Genomic DNA, 23,810 nt, shown 5'->3' on the forward strand with positions numbered 1-23,810 from the left:
CTTTTTTACGCGAATTCAGTATTTCACGTATGGATTTAACACTTGTCTGGATCCCGGCATGACTGAGCGCACTGCGGATATCTTCCACGCTGTAGCCTTTGTTATCTGCCAGCTCAATTATTTTTTCTTTAAGCTGCTCAAGCACATCTGATTTAGTCAATCTTGTGGGTGTCAAATCAGGCAGTTCATCAAGAGAATTTTTTGCCTGTTCAACATCTTCCACGCTGTACCATTTTTTCTCAGCCATTGCCTGATTTCCTGTCTGTCTAGGGTAAACATTCCGCCAGATTATACCTCTTTGTTATCTAATTCACCAGAACCACGTATTTTAGGCGTAAGCCAGTGACGGCAATGATGAAATCACCTATAATTCCGACCATAAATCGAAATCAAATTTAAAATGAGGGACAAGGTATGTTTTGTTGAACCGCCTGCACGCAGACGGCCCCACAAAACGCCCTGGTCAGGACTCCGTCCCGACACCCTATTACAGTGGATACCTTAAATTGGTGCTGGATTAAAGCGATGAGCAAGAGTGAGAAACGCCAGAGAACAGTTCTTTTTCTCGGTATCCGCTGGTTCCCAGAAGAAAAAGAGCAAGTCAGTGAAAGTGCCCGTGCCGCAGGACTCAGCGCAGGTGAATTTCTCCGACGTTGTGCTCTTGGTCGTCGCATTGTGGCCAAAGGTGACACCCGGCAGATGAACGAGATTATGAAACAGGGTGGACTGTTGAAACATCTCTACAGCGAGATGCAAAAGCAGGGGATGATGACACCAGAACTCAGTAAAAAATATGCTGAAACACTGACGGCAATGCAGACGGCATTTTTAAAGTTCGATGCCAGCAGTTTGAATAACAGCGGGGAATAAGATGATCGCAGAGGTGCCACCAAAAAGGCGGGATGGGAAATCCAGCTTTGTTAAACTTGTCTCTTACGTCACGATCCGTGATGACGTTGAGATGAGCGAAACGCTGTCACCTGAAAAACCGTTCGTGCGTAAATCTCGTTCTGAAGCTGCCATCTTCAATAACCTGGTGGAGTACGCCACCCGTAATCCACTGCCTGGATCCGTTGATGTGATCGCTATGTTCCCGGATGGTCGTCAGCTTCTGCGGTGTGGTGATGTTATTACCGAGACGAACTGCTTTTCACTTGCCACTGCAGCGAGCGAAATGAACATGATTGCGATGCAAAACACGCGCTGCAAGGACCCGGTTTATCATGTCATCCTGTCCTGGCCGGAAGCTGAAAGACCTACGCCGGAACAGATATTTGACTGTGCGCGTCATTGCATGAATCGTATGGGAATGGACGGTCATCAGTATGTCTGTGCTATCCATGAGGATACCGATAATCTGCACTGCCACCTGACTGTAAATCGCGTCAATCCGGTGAGCTATAAAGCAGCATCCCTGTATAACGATCGTCTGACTCTGGACCGCTGCTGTCGCGAAATGGAACTCAAATATGGTTGGCAGCATGTCAATGGTCCTTACATGGTTAATAGCGAAGGTCACATTGTTCGCAAGCGTAATTTCTATAAGTCAGCTCCCGCTGCCGCCCGCGAACTGGAGCATTTCAGCGATAAAGAAAGCCTGTTTTCTTACGCCGTTGATCACTGTCGAGACAAACTGGATACGTTGTTTCTTCGGGCGAACTACCACTGGGATGATGTTCATAACGTACTGATTGCTGCGGGACTGGAGTTACGTCAGAAAGGTCAGGGACTGGCGATTTACGACATCAGTGATGATGAGCAGCGCCCGGTGAAGGCCAGCAGCATACACCCGGAGCTCACCCTTGATTGCCAACAAGAGTTGATTGGTGCATTTTCTCCGGCACCAATAATGCTAGACGTTAACCGTGCAGGTAAAGCGGTTTTACTGAGTGGTGTGGACATTGGATCTCAGTATGACAATCGTCTTCACCGTCGTGACAAAGGTGCGCGGGCTGAACGTCGTAATATACGTGCAGAGGCTCGGCAGGATTTGATTGCACGTTACAAGACGTACAAAACCTGCTTTGTTCGCCCCAGTCTTTCTACTGATGATGTTCGCTCCCGGTTCCGAGCGCTGTCGGCCAGTTACCGTATCCGTAAAAATAATGTGCGTCTGAGCGAACGTGATCCGCTGTTGCGCAAACTGATGTTCCGTGCTCTGGAAGTGGAGAAAATGAAAGAGATGGCAGGCTTACGCCTGCAGATACGTGATGAAAGACAGGCGCTGAAAGAAAGGCCGGATTACCGCCCACTGTCATACCGTGCGTGGGTAGAAGTGCAGGCAACGCAGCATGATGCTGCCGCCATCTCGCAGCTGCGTGGTTGGGCATACAGAGAGAAGCGTAATAACCGCACGACCGCAATTTCTAACAATATCATTCTTCATGCTGTTGCTGATGATATCAAACCGTCGCAGATTCGGGGCTATGAAACGCAGGTTAATCGTGATGGTGCTGTCGTGTATACATCAGGTGGTCAGCCCGTACTTCTTGACCGAGGGTTGTTTATTGAAGTTGCCGATGCACCGGCAGAGAAGGGTAAAAATCTGGCTATGGCGTTGCACATTACCGAACAGAAGTGTGGGGAGAAAGTGGAGGTCAGGGGCGAGAAAGCGTTTGTCCAGGGAACGATCAAGTACATCCCGCACTTCAATGCATCATCAGGTAAGACAGTACCGTTGACGCATCCGGCTCAGCGGCAGCAGGCTGGTTACGATGTGACAAAATACCAGGAGCCTAAGCCAGCCGCTACCACGAATACGGCCCGGCCGCATGTACCACCGAAACCACGCCGATGAATCAACGCATGTTTTGAAGGATCTGAATGAAAGAGAGCATTAAGATCGCAGACTTGTCACATCTGTCACATCAAGTAGCGAAAGCTGCCCGTGAATTTGTGGATCTTAAATTCCGTATTGATACTGAGGGCAGGATGTCACCGGTGAATATTCCTGGTGACCTGCACGGTTCGGAATCCAATGGAGAGTGGGGGCCATTCTTCGGTAAGGATTTTTTCACCAGTATCATCCCCTTTCTGCCTCGAGTTCGGTCGCCAGCGGAGAATATGGCTGTACCAGTTGCTCATACGCTGGGTTGCAGTTGGCGTCTGTGGCCTGATCCAGACATATCGATAACAGAGAAAGAAGAAGTGATCTCGTATATCAATTCTGAGCACGGGATACAGGATACCGACTACTTCCATGTTCCTGAACTGGGGCTGTTTTTCTCTGGCGAGGGAAAGAATCGAGTAAATTTTTGCCGGTATCACAATATCGAGCACATCCCTGCGCGCGTCAGTGTCGGGCTTTACCCCGATGCGGATAAGATCATGATCTACGTTTTGGAGATTGCCGGTGGCAGTGACGTCTGGGCTGTTCTGGATAATCGGTACGTGCAAAAGGTCAGCCATTACGCCTATGCACTGCCACTGCTGAGAGCCTATGGTGTCGCCGTTCTCCATGAATGGCCCAAAGACTTGCCGACGCTGAATGAACTTCTTCAACATACGCGCTATTGCTCTGATGATAGCCATTTCCACAGGAAGGTTATTGATATTCGTGCTGTGCGGGAGGTGCTTGATAAAGCTGCTGAGAAAAAGCTTATGGGGGGGCAGTATGTTCGTTGCCGCCTGATAGATCTGCCCTTGCGTAAAAAGTATGTCTACCTGGCATGGGTTACAGTGGCTTTGATGGTTGCGGTAATCGTTTGGTTGTGTTTCAGAGAGAGTGTTATAGGCGGTTTTTTGCTTGCCATTCTGGCGTTCATTTCTGGGATTTTTGCCGCGATGACAGTACCAATACTGCAGATCAGGAATAAGTATCTTGATGATTAGGTGGTTGACCGCCCCAAATGTTTGGAGCGGTTTCCTTACGTTCAGTATGACGACTGCCAGTCTGTACCGCCATCCCAGCGGGATTGCCAGTGTGCCAGGTACGACTGAGCCAGCGCAGGCATCTCGCGTATGACCAAGACACTTTCTGAATTGGTCCGGCCTGCTGCTCTGGAGTAGTTAAAGCTACCCAACTCAACAGTATGATTATCTTGAATAATTACCTTATCGTGCATAATGGCGTAGCGACCGTTCGTTCGTAGCGGAATTCCTGCGTTCACCACGATGTTCATTGCGGCCTGACTAGCCTTATTCCGATTTCCCTTATCATCAAGCACGATTTTTACATCCACTCCGCGCTGATGTGCGTTTACTAGCGCCTTTACGACCTCCGGTGAGGTGAAAGAGTAGCCCATCATGCGGATGCTCTGTTTTGAAGAATCGATGGTGTTTAGAACCAACATCAGTGCGCTGCCTTCCGGAGAGAATCCGGCTTCAACAGTCGGTGTCGCAATGACAGTACCTACAGATAAAAGAAGAATGGTAGCCAGCATGGCTGACCGTAATATACGTATAGTCATTATTTTCCTAGGGTGTGTGATGTATGTTGAGGGGCGAGTTGTACAATGTTGCTGTCATTGAGTCAGAAGTCATGTCTCCCCGTTGGGTTATCAAAATCGTCGGTAAAGGCATCTGAAGTGAAATTCTGATACCCGTAATCAGGATCGTTGCTCTCCGCGAAGTGGGGAATATCGTTTTGAGGGAGGGTGGTTGGTGCATGAGCCGACGGTTTCTGTTGACCAGAGGCAGGGGGCGTGACTATGCCGGCATTGTTCTGGCGTGCCTCTTCAATCCGCTCTTTCGATATGCGGATATTCCCCTGCTCTTTGATCCAGCGGTAGCGACCTTCCGTTTTCTCCAGTGCGTTGAGGGCGGTTTCAAACAGCAAGATACCGCGTTCCTCCAGGGTATAGGTGACGTCATCACGGTTATCGAGGTCGGTTGCCACGGTGGTGAGCGCCAGCAGTGTTTCGTCAGCAAGGCGGGCATTGAGCCTGCTACTCCACGTGTCCGGGGCTGTCGTCTGGCAGATGTCCAGAATATGGCTAACGCGTTCTTGGGAGACCGGTCGTCTGCGTGCAGCTGCAGGCACCTCTCGACACAGGTCACTGAAGTCGGGACGGCGGAGCGGTACATATCGGTTTATTTTCACCTCCAGCGTTGAGATTTTCTCGTCATCAGGGATGTAGATGGTGTTGCTACGGACCTGCTGGTCCTCAAACACGATGATGCCTTCGCCGGATTTCAGCGCTTTGAGCTCAGACAGCTGGATATTGTCCCGATCGCGGAACTCTACCCTGTCAACGTCCTGATAGTTGCCCATGCCGGTGCGGTCCATGGTCCTCTGCTCTGCATACTGGCCCGTGCCGCCGACGGCGCGGATCATCTTTAGCGTGTCCTCGGTGTCTTCGGTTTTCATAAATTGCTTGGTACCCAGGTTGGCATTCACGGAGTGGACTTCTTTTCCGTGGCGCAACATGGCCTGAATATCCTGCGCCAGGATAATCAGCATGTAACGTAGGCTGCGCATCTGTGCCGCCAGTTTGGCCAGCCCTGGAGCGAAGTAATACCCCACCTCATCGCAGATGATCATGAACGGGAATTTACTGGCAAACTTCTTCACCGTCAGTGTGTGTTCTGGTGAGCCGTCAATTTTGTTGCCCAGGTCTTTGGCGATGTTCATCTGGATATCGGAGATATACAGTTTACCCAGTGTGGCCGCTTCGTTATCAGACAACTCCAGCGCCGGAATAAGTACCACCAGGGTGCGATCATTATGCAGAATGTCCTGCATATCGATATCGCCGCCGCCCTTCGGGAAAACATGGCCATAGGTGTCGTTAAACATGCTGAGCATGCGGGTGAATTGTTGGATAAGGTAACCGTGCTGATCGAGGGCGCCTTGCGACCAGTCTGATGGACGATTTATCAGCTTCATGTCAAAGCCCGCAAGATTGGACAGGTAGTTTTCCATCGGTTTGTATCCTTCCTCATGCCAGCCGTCACGCAGCGCCTCGCGATATAGACCGACAAACTTCACCAGAGGAAGGTAAGACTGGATAACCGCCTGTGTGAGTAGGATGTTATCCCGGGCGCGCTTATAGCACAGGGCGTAAATGAGGGCATTCATCATGGCGCGGGCTTTGTCCTTCCAGCCCTCGTCGCTGCCGTTCCCGGCAGGCAGCAGGGACTCCATCAACTGGATAATGAACGTTGGACTGCCGTAAGCGAACGGGTTGGTACTGTTAGACTGGGGGCGGGATTTATCCCCGAGCAGCAGTTTTTTGAACCGATCATCGTTACCAGTGATGAAGTTCAGCACGTGCCAGTCATCTTCCTGGCCGAAACGCCTGGCCATCGACCAGGTGGCCACCGCGAGATCAATCTGCGCCTTACCGTCCGAGATACAGCATCCCCGAGCCATGCACAGCGAGTTCAGGTAAAGGGAATAAAGCGTTTCCGTTTTACCGCCGCCGGTGGTGGCCATGATTTGCATATGGCGCAGGGCGTCAGAGGTTTCGAGCCACAATTCTCTCCCTCTGTCGCGGCCGCGCCCCGTCCCCAGGCAGAGCGTACCGGCGGCTTCTCCTGGTACAACTTTGGGCAGATTCAGATTCAGCAGCGGAATATTCCAACTCAGTTCCCGCTCGGTGGACAGGTCAAATCCGCCCACATCCATCGGGATACGCAGCGGAAGGCGAAATCGCTGATCACTGAACGCGACCAGCAGGATGATATTAAAAGGCAGGAACAGCAGCAGTGTTACCGGCCACAATACGCCGGTGATGAGGGATGTCACCAGGAAAAACTGCACGGTGAACGGGGCAAGCATCAACCGTTCAGCCAGTCTGCTTTGTACCTGGCGACTTATCAGTTGGCTTTCAACCGGCCCGTGGCGTCCTTTAAAATCCATCGGCAGCTCCTCACGGTGCACTGTTCAAAAATGCTTGCAGCGCGACATCGCTGGCCATTGCTTGCAACGGGATCATGCGGCCGTCATCACTGATGACTGTGGGGGTGCCGGGGAGGCGGTAGAGTTCGAACGCCATATCGTTACGGGCCAGCGCGTTCTGGCCCGCTTCGCAGGACGCACTCGGCGGTTCTGATGTTGCTGTTGGGTTCAACAGTCCGGCACCGACGTCAAACAGACGGCGCCACCTGTCTGCGCGTTTCTCTGCCGTTGTGCACAGCAGCGGGACGACCTTTTCGGCGGTACGGGCTTTGCCTATCAGTGTGACCGGGAATATTTCCACGTTGTACAACTCAGACAGCGCCTGTACGGTTGGTTCGAAAATGCTGCAGTTTGGGCATTCAGGATCGGCAAAGACGTAGAGGGTTCGTGGGTGACCCGAGGACAGTGAGATCGTGAACTCTTTCTTTGCTGCGCCGTTTTTCAGGCGAGTGGCCAGGAGATGGCGTGCCTCTGCAGCGTCTTTCGGGGAGAGTGGCACGCGCTGCGTGGGCGGATTGACTTCGGCAACTGGGAGAGCGTTGGTCACTGGGGGTGATGACAGGGTAGGCAAGGGCTGCGGGGGATTGACGACGGGTTCTACAGCCATCTCCACGGGTAGGGCTGGAAGGGGAGAATAATGAAACCAGGAGATCCACGTCCCAGCCAGAAAGATAAACATGGCCCCAGGCAGGAGCCATTGCATGCCCCATTTCTTCTGGGGCTTCACACATGATCCCGCCATGGCCATGGCCATGCATTGCAGTGCATCCGCCGTGGTGTTCATGATACTGCTGGCGAGTTCAGCGTCACTGGTGGTAAAGAGTCTGGCGAAACCGTTGCAGGACTGGCGCATCCAGATAGTGTATTGACTCGCATCTTGCTCAAGCGTGAGCTGATAGCGATCGGCTAAAGGGTGGTACAGGTTAAACAGGCGGCGCCCATTCAACCGCACCTGCAGGTGCCGACCATGAATTTCAGTCGTGATTTCGTTAACAGCATGTTCTGACATGGAATTATCTCATTTTAGGGCGGAAGGGATGTACGTGACGGTGAATGTGTTGTTCGTTTGATGTGGTTTGTGATCCTGTTGAGTCCTCGTCGTCGTCTTCCTCTTCTTCATCAAAAGGACGTGATGTCGGCGGTGTGTCATCCACCACGGCACCGATATTTCTCAGGTCTGTTTCAAGTCCATCCAGGGCGAGTGACATCATGGGTTTGTTCAGCTTGACACGATAACGGGCGGCCAGTTTTTCCCAGTGCGACTGACTGACCACGCCGGCACCTTCAACGAATGGCCAAGGACGACCGGTGGACGCCAGTGCGTACCAGAGTGTGCGGTCAAGCCCCTTCAGCCAGCGGTATCGGCGGATAGGAAGGTGAAGGTCGTTATCATGTAATGCGGCGATGGCCGTGCGGACATAACCGTACTGCTTGATCCAGGTTTGCGCGGCAGGCGTTGTGGCCACCTTTCGAAATGCTTTGTCTGCGAGTGACAGGTTGGGATAGCCGATCTGGTTTCGATATCGACGGTCTGATTTGAGCGTCGACCGGTTTAGCGTATCAAGCAACTGCTCAGCCTCTTTGCGTTTATCCATGAAGTGCTGCAGGCCGAAGACAGCGAACATGGCCCGCTCATGATCACTGAATTGCTCAAACGCCGGGAGTACAAGGTTCTGTGGGAGACTGCTACCTTGCTCATGGGACAGTGGCTTGCCAAGCTGGGCAATAAACTGCAACTCAGCCCGTTCCCGGCGAAGACGACGGTTAACCACCAGTTTGTGCTTGATGGCAAATTCATCGGGTGTCTGTGCGCTACGGTGTTCTTCCGGATCCACATTCAGCAGTTGCGTCTTTTTGTCGCCATAAGTCAGTGCCGGTACGATGGCTGGAGAAAATGACGACATGATGCGGGGGAGCGAGTGGATAGAAAGATCCCGCCGTGTTCGACTGACCTGATGGCGGCGAACGGCTAGGGTGCCGATGATGGCCAACGGTATCAGGGCAACCAGCAAGATGCCGGCGGTGACATCCATGACGGCGAAGAATTCAGACCAGGAGACGGTCTCTGCCGTATTGTGCGTTGTGGCCAGCAGATTGATACGCCAGGCAGCATCGGTGTGGAAGCGGGGAAAGTCCGCCAGGCTCCATAGCCAGTAGAGCAGGGTGGTCGTGCATTCGATAGTGAGTTGCCGGAAAAACAGGGCGACTACCATCAGAGTAATAAACAGACCGACAGCGGCCATTGTCCAGTCATTGCCTGACTGGACATCATTGCGAATAGGTTGCGCCATGGGGAAACCTTTAACTGTTTTGCGAATGCAAAAGAAGAGGCACCCTGAAAAGAGGGCCCCGAAACCATTGAGGTGGATTACAGCAGAAGGGAAATTATTTGGGCGGCAGGATCAGGTTCAGTCCCTGCGCGTCAGCAATGCGTTTTGCCTGATGCTCGACATACCCAGGAATACTGTATTCATAGGTCCAGGTTTGATTGCGCATGGCGTTGATTTTTTCATACAGCTGGTTTGCTTTGCCGGTCGCAATAGTGATTGAAGGCAGCTCAGGATTGCCCGTATAAATCCGTAGGGTATTGCCTTCCACTTCAATCGATTTCCAGTCGTACATCCCAAACCCCATCACGCGCACATCTTTTGGAAAGAAGAAGTTAAAGACAGTGGTGTCAGGGTGATTGATGTATAGGAGCGTCCCTTTTTTAGTATCGAGTGCCATATACCCCCAACCCGTCCGGTTCATGACGGTATTTTGGGGCTGTGGATTACTCAGGTCTAACTCACTGAAACGTGAAGTGAACGCTTTGATGTTTTTTCGTTGTTTACGAATTGAGTAAACGATAATAAAAAGTGAAAGGAAAAGAGATGTAATCAGCAATATGGTCAGAATTCTGTCTTGCTGGAATCGGCTACTCATTAACTCTTGGATATTATGAATTGCATAAATAGCCATTGGTATATGAAATGGTAATGCGAATATACAATATGCAAAAGACAGGACGCCAACTAGAGCTACCGACCATTTTTTTGAGTAAGTATCTATGTATTTTACCGTCATCTATATCGTCCCAATCTGTTTTATTTAAGTCGGTTACTCATCAGAGTATAAACTTCACGGTGTTTCCGTTGACCAACAGCCACGACTGCGATGATTACTTCGCTGTTGATAACCTGATATACCAACCTGAAACCGGATGCCTGAAGTTTTATCACACAATAGTTCGGTGTATTTCGCAGATTGGCAGAGGGTTTTGCACATCGTTTGAGTTCCCTGGCAAATTGCTGCTGTATGGATTTATCAAGGCTGTTCCACTCCTTAAATGCGTCGGTTCGAAACTTGACCTTGCAGTTCATAGATATTTTCCCAAATCTACATCGTGCAGTGTCTGTTCTGAGCGCTGTTTGACCAGGTTTGCCAACTCCTGATTGTCAATGTACTCCAGCATTCGCTCGTACAACTCAGCAGGAACGCAGTAAAACGCAGGCTGATTGCGATTCAGGATGGCTACCGGATACCCTGCACCGGCATTGACAGTGGCCATTGGGTTTGTTTTTAGCTCAGTGATGCTGGCGGTTATATCGCTATGGATAATGTTAGGCATATTAACCTCAAACAAAAACCGTTTAATAGGTTTCATTGTAGCATTAAAGAACCTATTAACAAGTTCTTTGTTGCTATTTCACCCAGTTAAAACCGGGTGAAATGTATTACTTAAAACCATCCGCATCACCAGAAGGCTTGTTCTGTTCCATCCTCTTCATGCCCGGTGTATGGCCTGCTTTACCGCCAAATCCTGCAAACATGTTGCGGGCGGATTCTACAGCACCTTTCATCATCTGTGCGGCTTCACGGCCACCTAGCCAGGCGATGACATAATCCGGCAGGTAGACTTGCAGACTGAATGCCGATGAAACGAGTGTGGTACAGAGTCGAGCATAAATCATCAGAATACCAATGATGCTTATCAGCCCGGTTATCGAATCAGCCTGAACATTAACAATGGCTGGTAAAATCAAGATATTCAGTAATGTACCAATGGCAACGACAACAAGACTGGCGAAAAAGAAACCAAAGACCATTAGAGAGGGGCGGATAGCGGCATCAATGAGGAATATATAGCCGTAGTTAGCGCGACTCCCTTTATCTTCCTCAGTACCGATATGTGTTGCGGCCCATAACGAGCCAGCAGTAGTGCCAATCAAAACACTTCCCAGCCACGATGTGCAGGCCGTGATCCAGTAAATTAAAGGAATGAAAGGTAGAAATATTGCCAGTGAAAAACCAATGCTAATCAGAATGAATAGAATAAAATAGACAATAGGGGCTATTGAGCCAATAACACTCTGTGCTATATATCCAGCACCTGAAACCGCATTAACAACTTTCCCCCATGCTGTACCATTTCCCCAGTCAACAAACCCTTTAGCAATTGTAAATGCGGTAAAGGTTGCCTGAGCGCCCCCTAATGTATAATCACCGATGGCTTTCATTTTCAGGAGTGGATTAATTTGGCTAGAGCTATCATTATCGCTACCGGTCATTATTGACTGGATAATGAAGTTTGAGAATCTCTCTCCTGAAAAGAAGGGGAGTATTTTAATAATTGCTGAGTTGGCCGACTGTACATCATCAAGATTGTCATTACCGGCCGCATTCACTGAGCCAAGTGGCGGTGTATAGGTTGAATTTTTCCTTTGTGCCAGTAATGCGGTTTTTATTTCCTCTTGTAGTCGCCCAACACCTACTTCACCCATACTGGACGGCCCGGTCACAACCGGACTTTGATTTGCTACGCTGTTCACCTTCTGATTTGCGGTAGCAAAAGACTGGTACCAGGCGCCGAGAGCGATCCATCCACTTTGCTTGAGGTAATTAGCCAGTTCACCCCGGATTGAGCCCTCATTATTCACGGCTGCTGAAGCGGCGTTTATGGTGTCTTCATAGCTTCTTGCCGCCTGCTGGATCTCTGACTCGATATCGGGCATTCGAGACTGCGCCCCATCCTGGTAATTGAGCCAGGCGCTAACGATGTTTTCAGCGCTTTTAGAGAGCGTATTGTTGATCTCGGCAAAGGCGTTTTTTTGCGCATTTTCCAGTGGGCCTGAATTGATTGGCACGTTAAACGGGAACCAGGCTCCGCTTTTTGCTGTTTCAGGCAGTTTGGCACTGCCACAGATCGCGCTGCCGTTGGTGATGCGGATTTCCCGTCCGTCCGTCGCCCGTTGTACGGACATCGGCGGTGTACTGCTGCTGCCGCTCTGGTGCATCTGTGACTGTTCGGTGTTTAACGCCACCTTGCAGAGATACATGTCAAAAATGCCCCGGGCAGCGGTGATGGTCTCACCCGCCACCGGCTGCATGATTAATGACTGTCCCTCCATTATGGAGTCTGCGGCTTTGTCCACCATAAGATTGGCGCTGCCTACCCCCATGATGGAGGCCATCCACAGAAACGCCAAGTTGGAGATGGACCAGCCTGACGGTGTCGGCACGAGTGCCATAAAACCGGCCAGGGAGGAGACCGGGGCCATCATGGTGGTCCCACGGCCAAAGACTTTTCCCCGGTTGCCCGTCAGGACAGTAGCCCGCAGCGTGATGACCATAAACCAGATAAACGCGAGGCCGGCAATGATGGCATTGAATACGCCATAGAGCTGGCCGATAAAGCTGACGTTCGCCGGCTGCAGTGGGTTGTTCACCACATCACCGAACACCATGATCAACAGTTGGCGGGATAAATCGGTGTTGCGGGTGGCGGCAGAATTTATCGAATCAAAATTGACGCTGTCAGCCAACGCTGGCAGCGCCAGCCCGGCCAACACCATGGCGGGCATGAACAGAAGACGTTTTTTCATGGGTGTTTTCCGTTGTACGGACGATGGGGTTCCCCGTGCGTGGGGGAGTACAGAGCAAGGTCTCGGTCAGCGCAGTTGCCAACTGACAATGTCCCGCAGCCACGGGGCTGTCGCTCTCCAGTCAGCGAAGGTACCGAGCTGACGGGTCTGTAACTGCCACAGGTGATACTGATTTTTCAGGGCACGGACAAACATCAATCCGCCAAAGCCGGCCAGCATGAATGACATGCTGAGGGCTCTGCCGAACAGGGCGCCCGAGAAGGGGACGTCAGAAAAGAACATGGCTGCCGGCAGTATCAGCGCCAGCAGGGTTGCCATACCGAAAAGCAACAGTAAGACCCGTTTAGCCCAAAGGTAGCGGCTTGTCAGCGCCTCCAGGCTCTGGCCACTGTCCCTGACGGCGTCATCAAATGACCGTATTTCATCGGAAACCTCCGGCGTTGTCTGTTTCAGACGACGGGCCTGATCTGCCAGTGTCGTCGCCGAATATTTCATGGCGCGCAGGATGCGGGCCGTTTCAGACAACGGTAATAGCACATTGGCGGTATGGTAGGTGGCCTTGGTGAGTTTTTTCATCAGCGAGTGGCTCCTGCTGAGGCCTGCTGCAGTTTCTGTGCCAGGCGAGGTTCGTAATACTGTGCGCTGCTCAGGCTCAATTGCTGGCCAGACAAAATGGCGCTCTCCTGCAACTGCTGCTTGATGCCTAACAACAGCGCGTTCTGCAGGCTCTGAACACGGATGGATTCGCGCACCAGATTGTCGCCATCCATGTTCTGCAGGTCTGTCTGGTAGTCCGTGTTGGCATAGCGACGATTCACTTCAAACGCCTCAAACTCACGGAGAGACATCATGCCTGTACGTCGGGCTTCAGCGGACGCATTCTGGTCATACCATGCCTTGCTGGACGGTGTTTGCAGGGTTTCAGCCAGCACGTCTTTTGTCGCCTCATTCGGCTGACTGGCGGCGACCATCGCCAATTGAGGCTGTTCCGCCGCGCTCTGAATGGCGTCATGCTCTGTCGTCATACCAATGTACTGGCGTCCACTATCGGTTTTGACTTCCCCCTTCTTCAGGGCGCGCCCGACGCTGCGGCGCGATGAGTTCTTCAGGTACATCATGGCTGCATCGGTTTGTTCCTGGGTGAATGTCAGCTCAGGGGCTTTGTCTTCAGCGCCCCCCCCGGCCAACAGGGAACGGATCTGTTTGTCGCCGCCGGGTAGGTTGGACACGCCGTTGCAGAGTTCTCCCCAGGCATCGGCGTCTTCCTGCGTGCAGTAACTGCGGTGGATCTCTGCGGTGGCAAACTGGCTCTGTTCTGGCGCAGCGGGTTTGGACGACAACACTTTTTTAATCGCGGTATTGCTGACTCCTCCGCCGCTGGCGAGAGAGGCCTGTTTTGCCCCTGCCTGACGGGCTATCTGCGAGGCTTGTCCCGAGGCGGACTCGCTGCAGATGGCGTCTGGAACGGTGTAGCTTCGCCGCGCCTGCTCAAGATTTTGTACCTGTTGTGCATAGGTGGCGTATTGCTGCAGGTTTTCGGTGGATTGCTGGATCATGGCCGCGATTTTGTCGTTGCCGGCGCTGACAGCCCCACCAATCTGCTGGGTGGTGCTGAGAATACTGCCGAGTGTGCCGTTAGCCGTTGACAACTGGGGGACCACTTCTTGAGTGATGGGCCTGCTGGCCGTGACCTCTACGGGATAGGCCAGGGTCTGAGAGACAGACAGTATCAGGCCGCCTATGCAGGCGGCAATGACGCGTTTTTTCATGGAGTTTCCTGGTTCAGATTTGCAGGCCGCGTGCAGCGATAAGTTCGCTGGCCAGCCGGTTAATGACGTTGCCGTGGTCGGTTTCTTTGGCTTCTTTCTGACGAAGGTCAATCAGCTTTACGGCGCTGCCGGTCGGGAACGCCTCCGCCAGGATGGCGCGGGCGGTGGGTCCGTCGAGCAGGTCATACAGTTGATCGCGCAGCGCGGCATCTTTCGGTGTTGAGTTCAACGCCCAGAGTTCTTTCGGGCCGAGCGTATTTTTGAGGATCTGCACTACACGCCCTGTTTTTAAACGAAAGCATGCCAGGAATGGAGTGCCACTGCCGTCAGGTGATGCGCCTGATCCGATGTGCCGGAAGGCCTGTGCCGTATGGGCGGGAACGCCAAAATGCTCGATCAGCAGCGGTAAGTCTTCATGGCTGACCTGCATCAGGTACAGGCTGTTGGCTGATTTAAGAATTGCGGGCGGAAAATGGTTCAGGTATTGGGAACTCAGTACGGTGCGGATGAAGAATTTACGGTTTTCCAGATCTTGTGTGACCAGTTTTTCAATGATAAAGGGGATATCTTTTGCATTGTGAAGCTCATCATAGACTTTTGTTTTGACCTCCTGAGCCAGTTGCGTCAGACGTTCGTGATGAAAAGAACGGTACATTTCTGGCAGGTGACTCATCAGCTCGTTGCGGTACTGCGGTAGCTCAAAGTGTCCAGCTGCCAGCTGTCCTGCATACAGGTACATCAGCCCGGTTTTTACCTGCCCTGCGCGGGTTTTGCCACCGACTACGTTGTTCAGGTCGATGGCAATGACGCGGGTTTCCGGGTTGAGTTCGAAGACAGTGCGGCTGGCCAGCATTTTGTAAGTGCGTAATGCGTCAGACAGGCAACGATCAATGTAGGCCAATAACGACTCGCTACTGCCCTGGCGGGTAATGGCTGCGTACCGTTTTTTTACGTCTTCGTCATTGAGGTAAACCTGCAGGTCGCTCAGCTCAGGCATTGCCTGATAGTGTGCTCGCGTGGCTGCTTTCACCTCCCCTTTGACGAACAATAAATCCCGTATCTCAAACCAGGTCGCCTTTTGCCACCAGAGATCATCATACTCATGGTTCAGCCCCGTTTTCTCCAGTGCCGTATCGACAATCGGTTCGATAGTCGGGGCATAGCGTACAGGTTCTTTGTCGGCGTTATTATCAAATGCGGTTTCGATAATGGTTGTCAGGATCTGCCGGCAGTCCTGTGCATTGGGTGGGATACCCGTTTCCGGGTTAATACAGAGTGCTTCACAAATATTGACCATGAATTCGAGTTCGGGTGTTAGCGGATATTTCATGCCCAACTGGACATCGAACGGATTTTTGCAGTGCTCGCGACTGTTTTCCAGTACCAAACCAATGACTTCGTGTTTGCGGTCGGGAGGCAGTGCATCGCGCAACAGCCTGATAAAACCTTGTGCGGAAAACCCTTTATCTATACACGAGTAAAATGGAAGTTGACTCTGACCTGAAAAAACATTCGCTTCGCCTAAAGCGCTAAGCAAGACGGATTTACCTGTACCTGATTCACCCGCAACGATTTCAGTGAACTTATTTTGCAGGCTACTGGCGAGTTTTACGGGGATCAGTTTTCCGTCAGGGGCTGAAAACACAATGCTGGCATCGTCTGCCCAGGGGGTTGCCGGTCGCTGCAGGGGCAACAGGGCCAACGCGGCCGACAGCGGGGGAAACATCAGCGACGGAATGCTCAGTGCATTGGCACCCGTGAGTGTTGAGACCCATGCGCCGATAGGGTCACCAAACGTACCCGTCACCTCGCAGATCCCCCAGGACTGCAGACCTTTCTGCAGCAGCGTGCGATTACGCTTAACCACCTCTTTTGAGCGGCCCCAGGTGCTGGCACAGACCGTCATGACGCAGACGGGATCGCTTTTTCCCGCCTGTTCAAGCCATTGCACAGCGTTATAGACCGGGCGCAGAGGCGGGATAAGTGCCGCCATACTCAACACCATCTTTTTCCCGCCCAGCACGTTCAGGCCACCGGGCATCAGGTCCATACGGATGCGCCAGGGAAGCCGGCGACTCATTTTTCTGAACAACTCGCTGAAGGTTTCCGGCTGCTGCGGACCGAGGGACAGTGCAAGCGTCGCATGCCAGTGGCCATCAAGGTGAACAAAGCTGCCATCTGCCTCGGGGTCGCTGTTAAACAGCTGGTAGTTAAGGTGTGGGGCCAGCAGTATCGAGTGGTCCTGGCCTTTGGGTAACCCATGAGGCCATTTTATATCGCCCGGCAGGAAAGGTTTCCAGTCTGGCGAGGTACTGTCACGTTCAACCTCTTCGCGCAGGTGGAAGCCAAATTCGCGTGCATTCATCAGACGGATGCGCGTGCCAAAATCACCGTTGCCGAACTGATTTTCCAGCGTGGTCACAAAGGTATCGTGGCGAATTTTCAGTCCTTCCAACTCATGGAACAACGGATTCTGGCCGTAACGCGCGCCCGGCGCTGTTTTCAGCATCGCTGCACGGCGCTTTTCTTCATCTCGGATTTCGGTGTTGGTCAACGCTTCACGTGCGGTATAGACCACCAGAAAAGCGCGCTCACGGGCGACAAACGGCACCAATTTTTCGATGCGCTCGTCCAGAATATCGGACAGGTCGAGGCCCATACGTTTGAGCCCCCGGTACTGGTGGGCCAACAGTTTGTGCAGTTCCTCTCGTGCCTTGTCCGGGTCGCGTTCGAAGACAAAGCTGAGCTTGTGGCCAACCGCCTGAAACTCGCTGGTCAGCAACGTCTGCAGTTGCGCAACGTAACTGCTGAACAGCGCCTTATCGCGTTTTTCTTCTTCGGTGACGGCGTGCTGTTCATTGAAGGCACAATAGGTCCCTTCCACTTCGAACACGCTGGCGTAATGCCCCTGGTCGGTCACAAATATCCAGGGTGATTGCATCTCTGGTCGGCGTTTTTTGTCGTCATCGGTGAGGCCGATGACGGTGCGCAGGTCGCAGTAGCGGGTAAAATCATGCCCCAGGGCGTAGCGGGACGCATAAGCCAGCGCCTCTTCCACGCACTGGAGCGCGGCGACTAACGGGTTTTTCATGGGTTTTGCTCTCTGACGATGCAGTTAGTGCTGGCTGCGATACTGATTGAACAAGGAAGACCAGGAGGTTGTTGCGTTTGTGTCCGTACTGAGATGACCGGAAATCAGATCAGGGTTAGGGATAAGTGCGATGTGCCGGAGTCGCTGCTGCAGATCTTCGCGCTGGCGGTCTGTGGCCTGCATCAGTGCTTGACCAAGCTCACCAGGATGACTGGTGCCCCAGAACGCTTCCACCTCTTTGCGGTGTTCTGCCAGCCAACGCAGGAGGGTGGTCGCTCCCTGTTTCTGGCGTTCATCACCGTGCTGTTTTGCCACAAGGGTTGCTCTGAGCAAGTGGCTGAGATCCGCTGGCGCGAGTTCCGGCAGATACACCATGACGCCATCATTGGCGCCCAATCGGTTCAGGTGGCGGCTGCAGGCACAGACGGGACAGGCCACGCCAAGATTGGCATCGGCATGATTCTCGGGATTGCTGTCCCTGAATATCAGCGGATTATCCTTGCAGGTATAACCGCAGAAGTCGCAGCTGTCGCCAGTCAGTTTACGGGCTCGGTGGCGCAGTATGGGGGGATGACCGGCACTTTCATGACCCCAGATGTGTTGCTCGATGCCAAAGTTCTGCTGTCGGCGGGGCAGCGTCAGGCGAAGATGGTTGGTATTCAGGGTGTCCCAGTGCCTGCAGGTCTTCAGCAACCGATTGGTCAGTGGCGTCGGGGTGTTCTTTACCATGCCTTTCAGATGGGTGATCAGCGGTGCCAGGGGCAGCAACACGACGTCGCAGTCATATCCGGCCTCCTGACGACTCACCCCGCAGTGATAAAAATGGCTGGCCAACGTCGCGAGTAGTGCGCAGGCGTTGCGGTTATCGGGTTCCTCAAGTGTCATGGCCAGGGTCTCCACGTCGTCGACCTCGTCGGGCAAGCAGGGCTCAAGCACCATGGGAAACAGGATGCTCACGTTTTCAGGGAAGCGGTTCAAGGGGGCGTTCTCCTTCTGCTGAAACAGATATCCTCCGGCACAGAGGTGCCGGAGGGGGAGGGTTTAACCCACATCGACGGGGTTCAGCTGGATGGTGCTCTGCCCTTTCTTGATAAACTGGTCGATAGCAATTAATACAAACCCTGCGCCAAAGGCTGTCAGCACCCAGCCCCATGAGATTTGAGGGTTTTTCTTCTTGGCTACCCAGAGAATGACGCCAAGCAGAACCAGCCCGATGCCGCCAAACTTGGCGAGTTTTAACAGGCTCTTGCCTGATTTGTCAGCACCCTCAGCGACCGTATCCAGCATTCCAAAGAGAGTATCCTCTGCATGGACTGGCAGCGTGACGGTACCCAGCATTGCACCAAGGGCCAGCGTCAGTCGGGTGTGGAGAGACGAAAATGCCAGCCAGAGACGAATGAAAACGGAGAGAATGATATTACGCATGTTGACGACCTCATTGTGGTTGAATTAATTCCAGGTCAGACCCAGGGTTTTTTGCAGTGCATTAAGCAGTTCGGGGGTGCAGGCCAGGAGAATACCGGTGATGGCCATCACCAGACCTGCAGAAATGTCCTCTCGGGCTGACAGGCCGGTATGTCCGTCAACGAGAGAACGCCGGGCGCGAACCACTCCCATGTAAAAGAACAACACGCCGACCGCACGCAGCAGCGTGAGGACGGCATCAATCGCCAGCTTCGCCTGCCCCATGGACTCCGGGGCATAGGCAATGGCGTCGAAGGACACATCACCAAAACTCAGGGTATGGGCGGCTTTGTTCATCATTTGCTGCAGGGCGATCAGCGCACCGCCCAGGCAGACGGACACCAGCGCTTTCATGCCACTGGCCGGCTTGCCGCTGCGGGATTGACGAACGACCGAAACCAGTGTGGCAATGCAACCTGCAAGGCCAAACATAAATCCCAACGCAAGAACAAGGCGTATTCCGCTGGTCTTCAGGCCATCAGCCACGTTGACCAGGATCTGAATGGCGTCCATCAGTCCCCCTGGCGAATGACGCCTTTGTCGGTCATCACCACCCGGTGTTGGTTATCAATACTGAGGATGGTGATGCCCTGCAGCCTGTCCCCGGCTTGAACGGCCCAGGTGCTGCCGTCATGGGTGATCCAGGCCATGCCTGGATACAAGGTGTGAATGCGCCAGCTTTTCAGGCCAGCATTGCCTGCCGTACCGGATGTGATTCGCGCGGCGGGCTTAACCCGGGGTGTGCTGGGTGGGCTCGGTGGTGGCGTTGTGGGTTGGGTGGCCAGCGTGCGCAGTTGGGTTTCAAGCGTTGCCAGACGCTGTTCAATATTGCCAGTACGACCATTCAATACCGTAATGGCCTCCCGGTTGGCGGCGCTGTACTGTCTGATCTCTTCCGTTTCAGCCGCCTGCGGTGTAGCGGGAGGTGGAATGGCCACCGTGAGCTGTTCCTCTGACACCCGGTGCTCTGGCTGAGACGGTGATGTGATCGAGGGATGTTGCGTGACCTGAGCTGTTCCCTCATCCGGGATGAAGGCCCGGGAGGGCGGTGAGTCCGGCCAGGCCGCATAGACCGCCAGTACCACGACGGCCGCGCTAGCCATCAGCAGCGTACTCAAGTCATAGCCGAGAACCTGACGCTTTTTTGGGGGATGGCGGGGGGCCGTGGGGACATTAATGTCAGCGTCTTCCGTGGGTCCTTCCGAGGTTGTCGGCAACAGCGACGCCTCCTGCTCAAGGTCCGAGTTAAAATAGTCTTCTTTCATGGTATTTCTCTTCAGGGGTGTGCGGCGGGGGTAAAAAGTCCGGTGGGTTGTAAACGCATTTCTGCCGAAGGGGTGTCAGCTGGCGTTCGGGTTTCTTTATCGCTCTCTTTCACTGCGGTCATAAAGATCAGGGCGACACTTTGGCCACGATCGACGAGTACCTGCTTAACCGGCAGTTTCTGGGCATCGCTGGCGATGACCTGGCCTGCCTGTTGGGCGGCACCACCGAGGACTGTACCGGCAACTGCCGTGCCGTCAGGCATGCCGACACGGCCCTCCAGGGTGTTGTAGCCATTACTCAGGATTTGCGTGTTGGCATTGGCATAGAGCTGTCCGCCAAGCCCAAGTCCGTGTGCCAATGCTGGCAACAGGATGCGTGAGCCGTATCGGTTGTTCACACTGGACGCCACCGAGGATTGCAACGTGTCTGGCATTGCGGCCCAGACATCTACGCGCCAGGTGTTTTTGTTCCAGGTCATACGCGTAAAATGAATGCTGACACCGTTCCCCGCCAGTTGTACCCCGTTGGCCATCAGCAGAGCACCGGCGTAAGGTCCAGCGGGAATGCTTGCCAACACTTGAGAGCCAGTGTTGTCGGAATCAATCGACGTGTCGATCACCCCACCAGGACGACTGCCCGCAGGAATAACCACGTGGTCGATGCTATCCGGCACCCCGTTTGACAGCGCAGTGTGGGACACTGCCGGTGCCAGGCTCTCTGCCCACTCTGCGTAGAGACTCACCGGTTTGCTGCCGGGTGTGCCCCCGGGCTGTCCGCTGGCCATGCCGGTCATGTTGGCCATCTGACCAGCCGGCGCAGTACGCTGGGTGACCAGCTCTTTGAGCATCGCTTCCAGGGCCCTTTTGCGGTCAGGATCAATACCCTGTTGAGGCGATTGCGCATAGGGGGGGTACTGCACGTGCGGGGCTGGTTGTGATGACTGCATGGGTGCCGTCCCCGGTGATATCGGTGGCACCTGCAGTACGGTGCCTGAGCCGACGGAGGCGATAAAACTGGTGTTGGCGACCTGTGCCTGCTTTGCCCCTTCCGCATTGTTCTCCCGGAGTATCTCCTGGTAGTGCGGACTTTCCGGGGTGGCTTTACCTGAGCCCCCGGCCGCCTTGTCGACGTTGATCCGGGAGGCGGGGGGCGGTGGGGTGTTCATCCATGAGACCAGCAGGTAGCCGCCGGCAATCACAGAGAACACTACAGTTCCGATGACAATGCCGGTTTTTTTTACGTCCCGGCTGACGTCTTTTTCTGTGGACATGGTTACTCCAGTGCAAGGGTCAGATACACCGTTTTGCCGGCATAGGAGAAGGCGACTTCCGGTGTCAGGGGGAGCTTATAGAGCCAGGTCCCGTCGCCGGAGGCCTGTGTCAGTTCAAACTCGTCACGGATCTCGCTGCGTGAACGGATGTAGAGGTCATCCCCCATCTGCCACACCTGGGTATCAGGGAGGGCACCCTGTGTTTTCAGTCGACGAGCTTCCTTTGGGGGAACGCCATCGAGAAAGGCCTGCAAGGTGGGATTATTGAGGCCAATCTTTGACTGCCCGGCAGGCATATTCTTCGCCTGCGGACCACGCTGCGGGATACGCAGGTCAAGACGGCTGTCGATGATCCGTGATGGGGTGTTGCTGGATGCCTCACCGCTGCTGACATCGATGATCACCGGCACGGGCAGGCCTTTGAGGTACGCGGTCACATTTCCTCTGTCATAGTGGCGTTTGGCCTGAACGGTCATCACGCTGCTGTCGGGAATAAAACTGACGGCAAAGCCCTCCGGGTTGCCGTTATAGGGTGGCGCTGCCAGCGGCCACGGGGCGCCGGTGTTATCCGTAAACATCACGGTACTGGCCTGATGCGTGGTGGTACGCAAGACCGGCAGGGAGGCACCAGGAGATAGGTTGACGGTCAGCGTGGAGATACGCGGGACCACATCTGCCGGTTGCCAGGCACGTCCCCGGCTGGCGTCGTCCATCACCTGGCCTAACATTTCAACACCGTGTCGATCGCCGAGTGGGTTGGCCTGACTCATCGCCCATGCCTGTTCTGCAGTCGGTGGTGCCGGCGGCACTGCCGGATCCTGTGATGCCGTGATGTCTGTCAGCGGTATCTGTGGGGCTGCGCCCGTCTGATTGGCCACTGACGCATTTTGGGGCGGGGTCGATGCCGGTGCGGCGGGCAGTGCGGTGGTCGGCCGACTCCCTGTACTGGCAGGTGCCCAGTCGGCTGCCTGAGCAGATACCGTGGAGAGCAGCATGATCACTGCCGTAAACGTGAGTTTTTTCATTGGAGTCCCTGAGTAGCGTTAACGGGCATCGCGGGTAACGATTGACGCGCCTTCAATACCTTCCGGTTTGACGCTGACGTCGGTTCGCTGGACGCGCACAGTGAAGATAAAGTTCTGTGGTGGCAGGCTGCGGGTCTGACCGTCCAGGCTCAGCGTGACCGGATACTGTATGTCCCACATATAGGGACCGTTTTCTCCTTCCCTGCCGCGCCGGTAAATCATGCCTCTTCGTGTGGTGTTGGCGGACATCAGCATTTTATCTTTCACCACCTTTTCAAACAGGTTCGAGTTCGTCAGGGCGTTGTAGTAGCTGGCAAATCCCGCCTCAGATAATTTCTGTTGCTGATTGCTTATCTGTACCCGGTAATTTTTGAAATCAAGCTGGAAAGCATCGCGGATCAACTTATCGCCAAATGCGATAACGTCATCATCAGAATATGCAGGTTCTGAAGTGGGGTACTGCTCCAGTATGCTGCCTTTATAAGTGGCGAAGTATTTTGTCGGCGGGTTGGCTACTTTCCAGACCAGCCAGACGTTAACCGGCCACTGCAACAGGCTGACCGTGGAAGCAATCAGGGCAACCTGCAGGGTCTTGCGGGCAAAGCCCGCGTTGAGCATGTTCTTTCGCTGCAACGCCATGGCCTCCATAAAGGGGGCCGCAGGGGTATCCGGTGGCTGACATGCTTCAGTCGCAGCAGAAGAGGCCTCCGCAGGGGAGGCTTGAGTCATTTTCATCGGAGACTTCTCGGGTTAGTTCAGGAAAATGAAGGAAGACCCCCTGCTGTCAACAGGGGGGGAGGGGACAACGTTTTGCATTGGAATGATTTGCTGAGGTTGTTCTGTCGACCCGAAAGAACGATATGACGACAGACTGGCTGTCGAGGCTAAATCGCCCCAGGGGTCAATCGTGGACGGAACATAATCATTGATTTTATCACGCGCCGCTTTGCAAATTTTCTGGCCAATCTGGTTCATGATATCGGTCAGGTTGGGGAAGGTGGGGGCGGTGATCGTGGTGGAGATGTTCCCCAGGCAGTCCCCCAGTGAGGCAGATACCGTGTTCTGGCGTTGTGCCCACGCGTCCGCTGCTGCTTTGGCGCGGCTGTAGCCTGACTCACTCCCGATTTGCGCGGCGGTACCGGCGCGGCAGGAGGCTGCGTTTGCCGCCGGCAGGGTCGCCAGCAATATGAGCGTGAAATAGAGTGCATGACGCATGATGA

23 protein-coding genes are annotated in these 23,810 nt (G+C 53.8%); 3 read left to right on the plus strand and 20 right to left on the minus strand.

Annotated features, from left to right (window positions below):
* Positions 1-247, minus strand: a 247-nt coding sequence (locus tag WG891_RS15625; RefSeq protein ID WP_337274583.1) for a molybdopterin-guanine dinucleotide biosynthesis protein MobC, incomplete at its 3' end; no start/stop codon positions are given.
* 278 nt (positions 248-525) lie between these two features.
* On the opposite strand from WG891_RS15625, the gene mobA reads away from it, so the two are divergent.
* Genes mobA through WG891_RS15640 form a run of 3 tightly spaced genes read left to right on the plus strand, consistent with a single transcriptional unit; the run spans position 526 to position 3,831 of the window.
* A complete protein-coding gene (gene mobA, locus WG891_RS15630) occupies positions 526-870 on the plus strand; it encodes a plasmid mobilization protein MobA (protein ID WP_337263699.1) in 345 nt (114 codons plus the stop codon).
* A 1-nt stretch (position 871) separates the two neighbouring features.
* Complete coding sequence (gene traI, locus WG891_RS15635) at positions 872-2,797, plus strand: TraI/MobA(P) family conjugative relaxase (protein ID WP_337263698.1); 1,926 nt, start codon at positions 872-874, stop codon at positions 2,795-2,797.
* 26 nt (positions 2,798-2,823) lie between these two features.
* Positions 2,824-3,831 carry a hypothetical protein gene (locus WG891_RS15640; protein WP_337263697.1) on the plus strand — a complete coding sequence of 336 codons (1,008 nt, stop codon included), beginning with the start codon at positions 2,824-2,826 and terminating at the stop codon, positions 3,829-3,831.
* A gap of 41 nt (positions 3,832-3,872) precedes the next feature.
* On the opposite strand, the gene WG891_RS15645 is transcribed toward WG891_RS15640, so the two are convergent.
* The 19 genes from WG891_RS15645 to WG891_RS15735 all read right to left on the minus strand — a co-directional run bounded on the left by WG891_RS15645 (position 3,873) and on the right by WG891_RS15735 (position 23,805).
* Positions 3,873-4,382 carry a phospholipase D family nuclease gene (locus WG891_RS15645; protein ID WP_337263696.1) on the minus strand — a complete coding sequence of 170 codons (510 nt, stop codon included), beginning with the start codon at positions 4,380-4,382 and terminating at the stop codon, positions 3,873-3,875.
* A gap of 89 nt (positions 4,383-4,471) precedes the next feature.
* Positions 4,472-6,802 (minus strand): F-type conjugative transfer protein TrbC, encoded by a 2,331-nt coding sequence (gene trbC, locus WG891_RS15650; protein WP_337263695.1) that lies wholly within the window; start codon positions 6,800-6,802, stop codon positions 4,472-4,474.
* A gap of 10 nt (positions 6,803-6,812) precedes the next feature.
* Complete coding sequence (locus WG891_RS15655) at positions 6,813-7,787, minus strand: hypothetical protein (protein WP_337274584.1); 975 nt, start codon at positions 7,785-7,787, stop codon at positions 6,813-6,815.
* 67 nt (positions 7,788-7,854) lie between these two features.
* A complete protein-coding gene (locus tag WG891_RS15660; RefSeq protein ID WP_337263693.1) occupies positions 7,855-9,132 on the minus strand; it encodes a secretion/conjugation apparatus DotM-related subunit in 1,278 nt (425 codons plus the stop codon).
* Between the two features lie 94 nt (positions 9,133-9,226).
* Positions 9,227-9,907, minus strand: a complete 681-nt coding sequence (gene excA / locus WG891_RS15665) for a plasmid IncI1-type surface exclusion protein ExcA (RefSeq protein ID WP_337263692.1) — start codon at positions 9,905-9,907, stop codon at positions 9,227-9,229.
* Between the two features lie 20 nt (positions 9,908-9,927).
* Positions 9,928-10,203, minus strand: coding sequence for a type II toxin-antitoxin system RelE family toxin (locus tag WG891_RS15670; RefSeq protein WP_337263691.1), 276 nt, complete (start codon positions 10,201-10,203; stop codon positions 9,928-9,930).
* Positions 10,200-10,451, minus strand: coding sequence for a type II toxin-antitoxin system Phd/YefM family antitoxin (locus WG891_RS15675; RefSeq protein WP_337263690.1), 252 nt, complete (start codon positions 10,449-10,451; stop codon positions 10,200-10,202). The genes WG891_RS15670 and WG891_RS15675 overlap by 4 nt, the downstream gene beginning before the upstream one ends.
* Positions 10,452-10,557: 106 nt before the next feature.
* Positions 10,558-12,705 carry a DotA/TraY family protein gene (locus WG891_RS15680; protein WP_337263689.1) on the minus strand — a complete coding sequence of 716 codons (2,148 nt, stop codon included), beginning with the start codon at positions 12,703-12,705 and terminating at the stop codon, positions 10,558-10,560.
* Between the two features lie 66 nt (positions 12,706-12,771).
* Positions 12,772-13,281 carry a conjugal transfer protein TraX gene (traX, locus tag WG891_RS15685; protein WP_337263688.1) on the minus strand — a complete coding sequence of 170 codons (510 nt, stop codon included), beginning with the start codon at positions 13,279-13,281 and terminating at the stop codon, positions 12,772-12,774.
* Complete coding sequence (gene traW, locus WG891_RS15690) at positions 13,281-14,474, minus strand: conjugal transfer protein TraW (protein WP_337263687.1); 1,194 nt, start codon at positions 14,472-14,474, stop codon at positions 13,281-13,283. Before traW ends, traX begins: the two co-directional genes overlap by 1 nt.
* A 13-nt stretch (positions 14,475-14,487) precedes the next feature.
* On the minus strand, positions 14,488-17,565 hold the full coding sequence (locus WG891_RS15695; RefSeq protein WP_337263686.1) for an ATP-binding protein: 3,078 nt from the start codon (positions 17,563-17,565) through the stop codon (positions 14,488-14,490).
* 24 nt (positions 17,566-17,589) lie between these two features.
* On the minus strand, positions 17,590-18,450 hold the full coding sequence (locus WG891_RS15700) for a hypothetical protein (protein WP_337263685.1): 861 nt from the start codon (positions 18,448-18,450) through the stop codon (positions 17,590-17,592).
* A gap of 156 nt (positions 18,451-18,606) precedes the next feature.
* Positions 18,607-18,990 carry a DUF6750 family protein gene (locus tag WG891_RS15705; protein WP_337263684.1) on the minus strand — a complete coding sequence of 128 codons (384 nt, stop codon included), beginning with the start codon at positions 18,988-18,990 and terminating at the stop codon, positions 18,607-18,609.
* A 24-nt stretch (positions 18,991-19,014) separates the two neighbouring features.
* A complete protein-coding gene (traQ, locus tag WG891_RS15710) occupies positions 19,015-19,542 on the minus strand; it encodes a conjugal transfer protein TraQ (RefSeq protein ID WP_337263683.1) in 528 nt (175 codons plus the stop codon).
* Positions 19,542-20,294, minus strand: a complete 753-nt coding sequence (locus tag WG891_RS15715; RefSeq protein ID WP_337263682.1) for a hypothetical protein — start codon at positions 20,292-20,294, stop codon at positions 19,542-19,544. The genes traQ and WG891_RS15715 overlap by 1 nt, the downstream gene beginning before the upstream one ends.
* Positions 20,295-20,305: 11 nt before the next feature.
* Positions 20,306-21,565 carry a conjugal transfer protein TraO gene (gene traO, locus WG891_RS15720; protein ID WP_337263681.1) on the minus strand — a complete coding sequence of 420 codons (1,260 nt, stop codon included), beginning with the start codon at positions 21,563-21,565 and terminating at the stop codon, positions 20,306-20,308.
* Positions 21,566-21,567: 2 nt separating this feature from the next.
* Entirely contained in the window at positions 21,568-22,590 is a 1,023-nt protein-coding gene (locus WG891_RS15725) for a DotH/IcmK family type IV secretion protein (RefSeq protein ID WP_337263680.1), read from the minus strand.
* An 18-nt stretch (positions 22,591-22,608) separates the two neighbouring features.
* Positions 22,609-23,325, minus strand: a complete 717-nt coding sequence (locus WG891_RS15730) for a DotI/IcmL/TraM family protein (RefSeq protein ID WP_337263679.1) — start codon at positions 23,323-23,325, stop codon at positions 22,609-22,611.
* 15 nt (positions 23,326-23,340) lie between these two features.
* On the minus strand, positions 23,341-23,805 hold the full coding sequence (locus WG891_RS15735; RefSeq protein WP_337263678.1) for a hypothetical protein: 465 nt from the start codon (positions 23,803-23,805) through the stop codon (positions 23,341-23,343).
* Positions 23,806-23,810 lie beyond the last annotated feature (5 nt).

The sequence above is a fragment of the Serratia sp. MMO-28 genome, from assembly GCF_037199905.1.
Lineage (GTDB): Bacteria > Pseudomonadota > Gammaproteobacteria > Enterobacterales > Enterobacteriaceae > Chania > Chania oryzae.

Excerpts from the sequence above, each read along its gene's own strand:
- mobA (WP_337263699.1), top strand. The coding sequence starts at position 526 with ATGAGCAAGAGTGAGAAACGCCAGAGAACAGTTCTTTTTCTCGGTATC.
- traI (WP_337263698.1), top strand. The coding sequence starts at position 872 with ATGATCGCAGAGGTGCCACCAAAAAGGCGGGATGGGAAATCCAGCTTT.
- WG891_RS15640 (WP_337263697.1), top strand. The coding sequence starts at position 2,824 with ATGAAAGAGAGCATTAAGATCGCAGACTTGTCACATCTGTCACATCAA.
- WG891_RS15645 (WP_337263696.1), bottom strand. The coding sequence starts at position 4,382 with ATGCTGGCTACCATTCTTCTTTTATCTGTAGGTACTGTCATTGCGACA.
- trbC (WP_337263695.1), bottom strand. The coding sequence starts at position 6,802 with ATGGATTTTAAAGGACGCCACGGGCCGGTTGAAAGCCAACTGATAAGT.
- WG891_RS15660 (WP_337263693.1), bottom strand. The coding sequence starts at position 9,132 with ATGGCGCAACCTATTCGCAATGATGTCCAGTCAGGCAATGACTGGACA.
- excA (WP_337263692.1), bottom strand. The coding sequence starts at position 9,907 with ATGACGGTAAAATACATAGATACTTACTCAAAAAAATGGTCGGTAGCT.
- WG891_RS15670 (WP_337263691.1), bottom strand. The coding sequence starts at position 10,203 with ATGAACTGCAAGGTCAAGTTTCGAACCGACGCATTTAAGGAGTGGAAC.
- WG891_RS15675 (WP_337263690.1), bottom strand. The coding sequence starts at position 10,451 with ATGCCTAACATTATCCATAGCGATATAACCGCCAGCATCACTGAGCTA.
- WG891_RS15680 (WP_337263689.1), bottom strand. The coding sequence starts at position 12,705 with ATGAAAAAACGTCTTCTGTTCATGCCCGCCATGGTGTTGGCCGGGCTG.
- traX (WP_337263688.1), bottom strand. The coding sequence starts at position 13,281 with ATGAAAAAACTCACCAAGGCCACCTACCATACCGCCAATGTGCTATTA.
- traW (WP_337263687.1), bottom strand. The coding sequence starts at position 14,474 with ATGAAAAAACGCGTCATTGCCGCCTGCATAGGCGGCCTGATACTGTCT.
- WG891_RS15695 (WP_337263686.1), bottom strand. The coding sequence starts at position 17,565 with ATGAAAAACCCGTTAGTCGCCGCGCTCCAGTGCGTGGAAGAGGCGCTG.
- WG891_RS15700 (WP_337263685.1), bottom strand. The coding sequence starts at position 18,450 with ATGACACTTGAGGAACCCGATAACCGCAACGCCTGCGCACTACTCGCG.
- WG891_RS15705 (WP_337263684.1), bottom strand. The coding sequence starts at position 18,990 with ATGCGTAATATCATTCTCTCCGTTTTCATTCGTCTCTGGCTGGCATTT.
- traQ (WP_337263683.1), bottom strand. The coding sequence starts at position 19,542 with ATGGACGCCATTCAGATCCTGGTCAACGTGGCTGATGGCCTGAAGACC.
- WG891_RS15715 (WP_337263682.1), bottom strand. The coding sequence starts at position 20,294 with ATGAAAGAAGACTATTTTAACTCGGACCTTGAGCAGGAGGCGTCGCTG.
- traO (WP_337263681.1), bottom strand. The coding sequence starts at position 21,565 with ATGTCCACAGAAAAAGACGTCAGCCGGGACGTAAAAAAAACCGGCATT.
- WG891_RS15725 (WP_337263680.1), bottom strand. The coding sequence starts at position 22,590 with ATGAAAAAACTCACGTTTACGGCAGTGATCATGCTGCTCTCCACGGTA.
- WG891_RS15730 (WP_337263679.1), bottom strand. The coding sequence starts at position 23,325 with ATGAAAATGACTCAAGCCTCCCCTGCGGAGGCCTCTTCTGCTGCGACT.
- WG891_RS15735 (WP_337263678.1), bottom strand. The coding sequence starts at position 23,805 with ATGCGTCATGCACTCTATTTCACGCTCATATTGCTGGCGACCCTGCCG.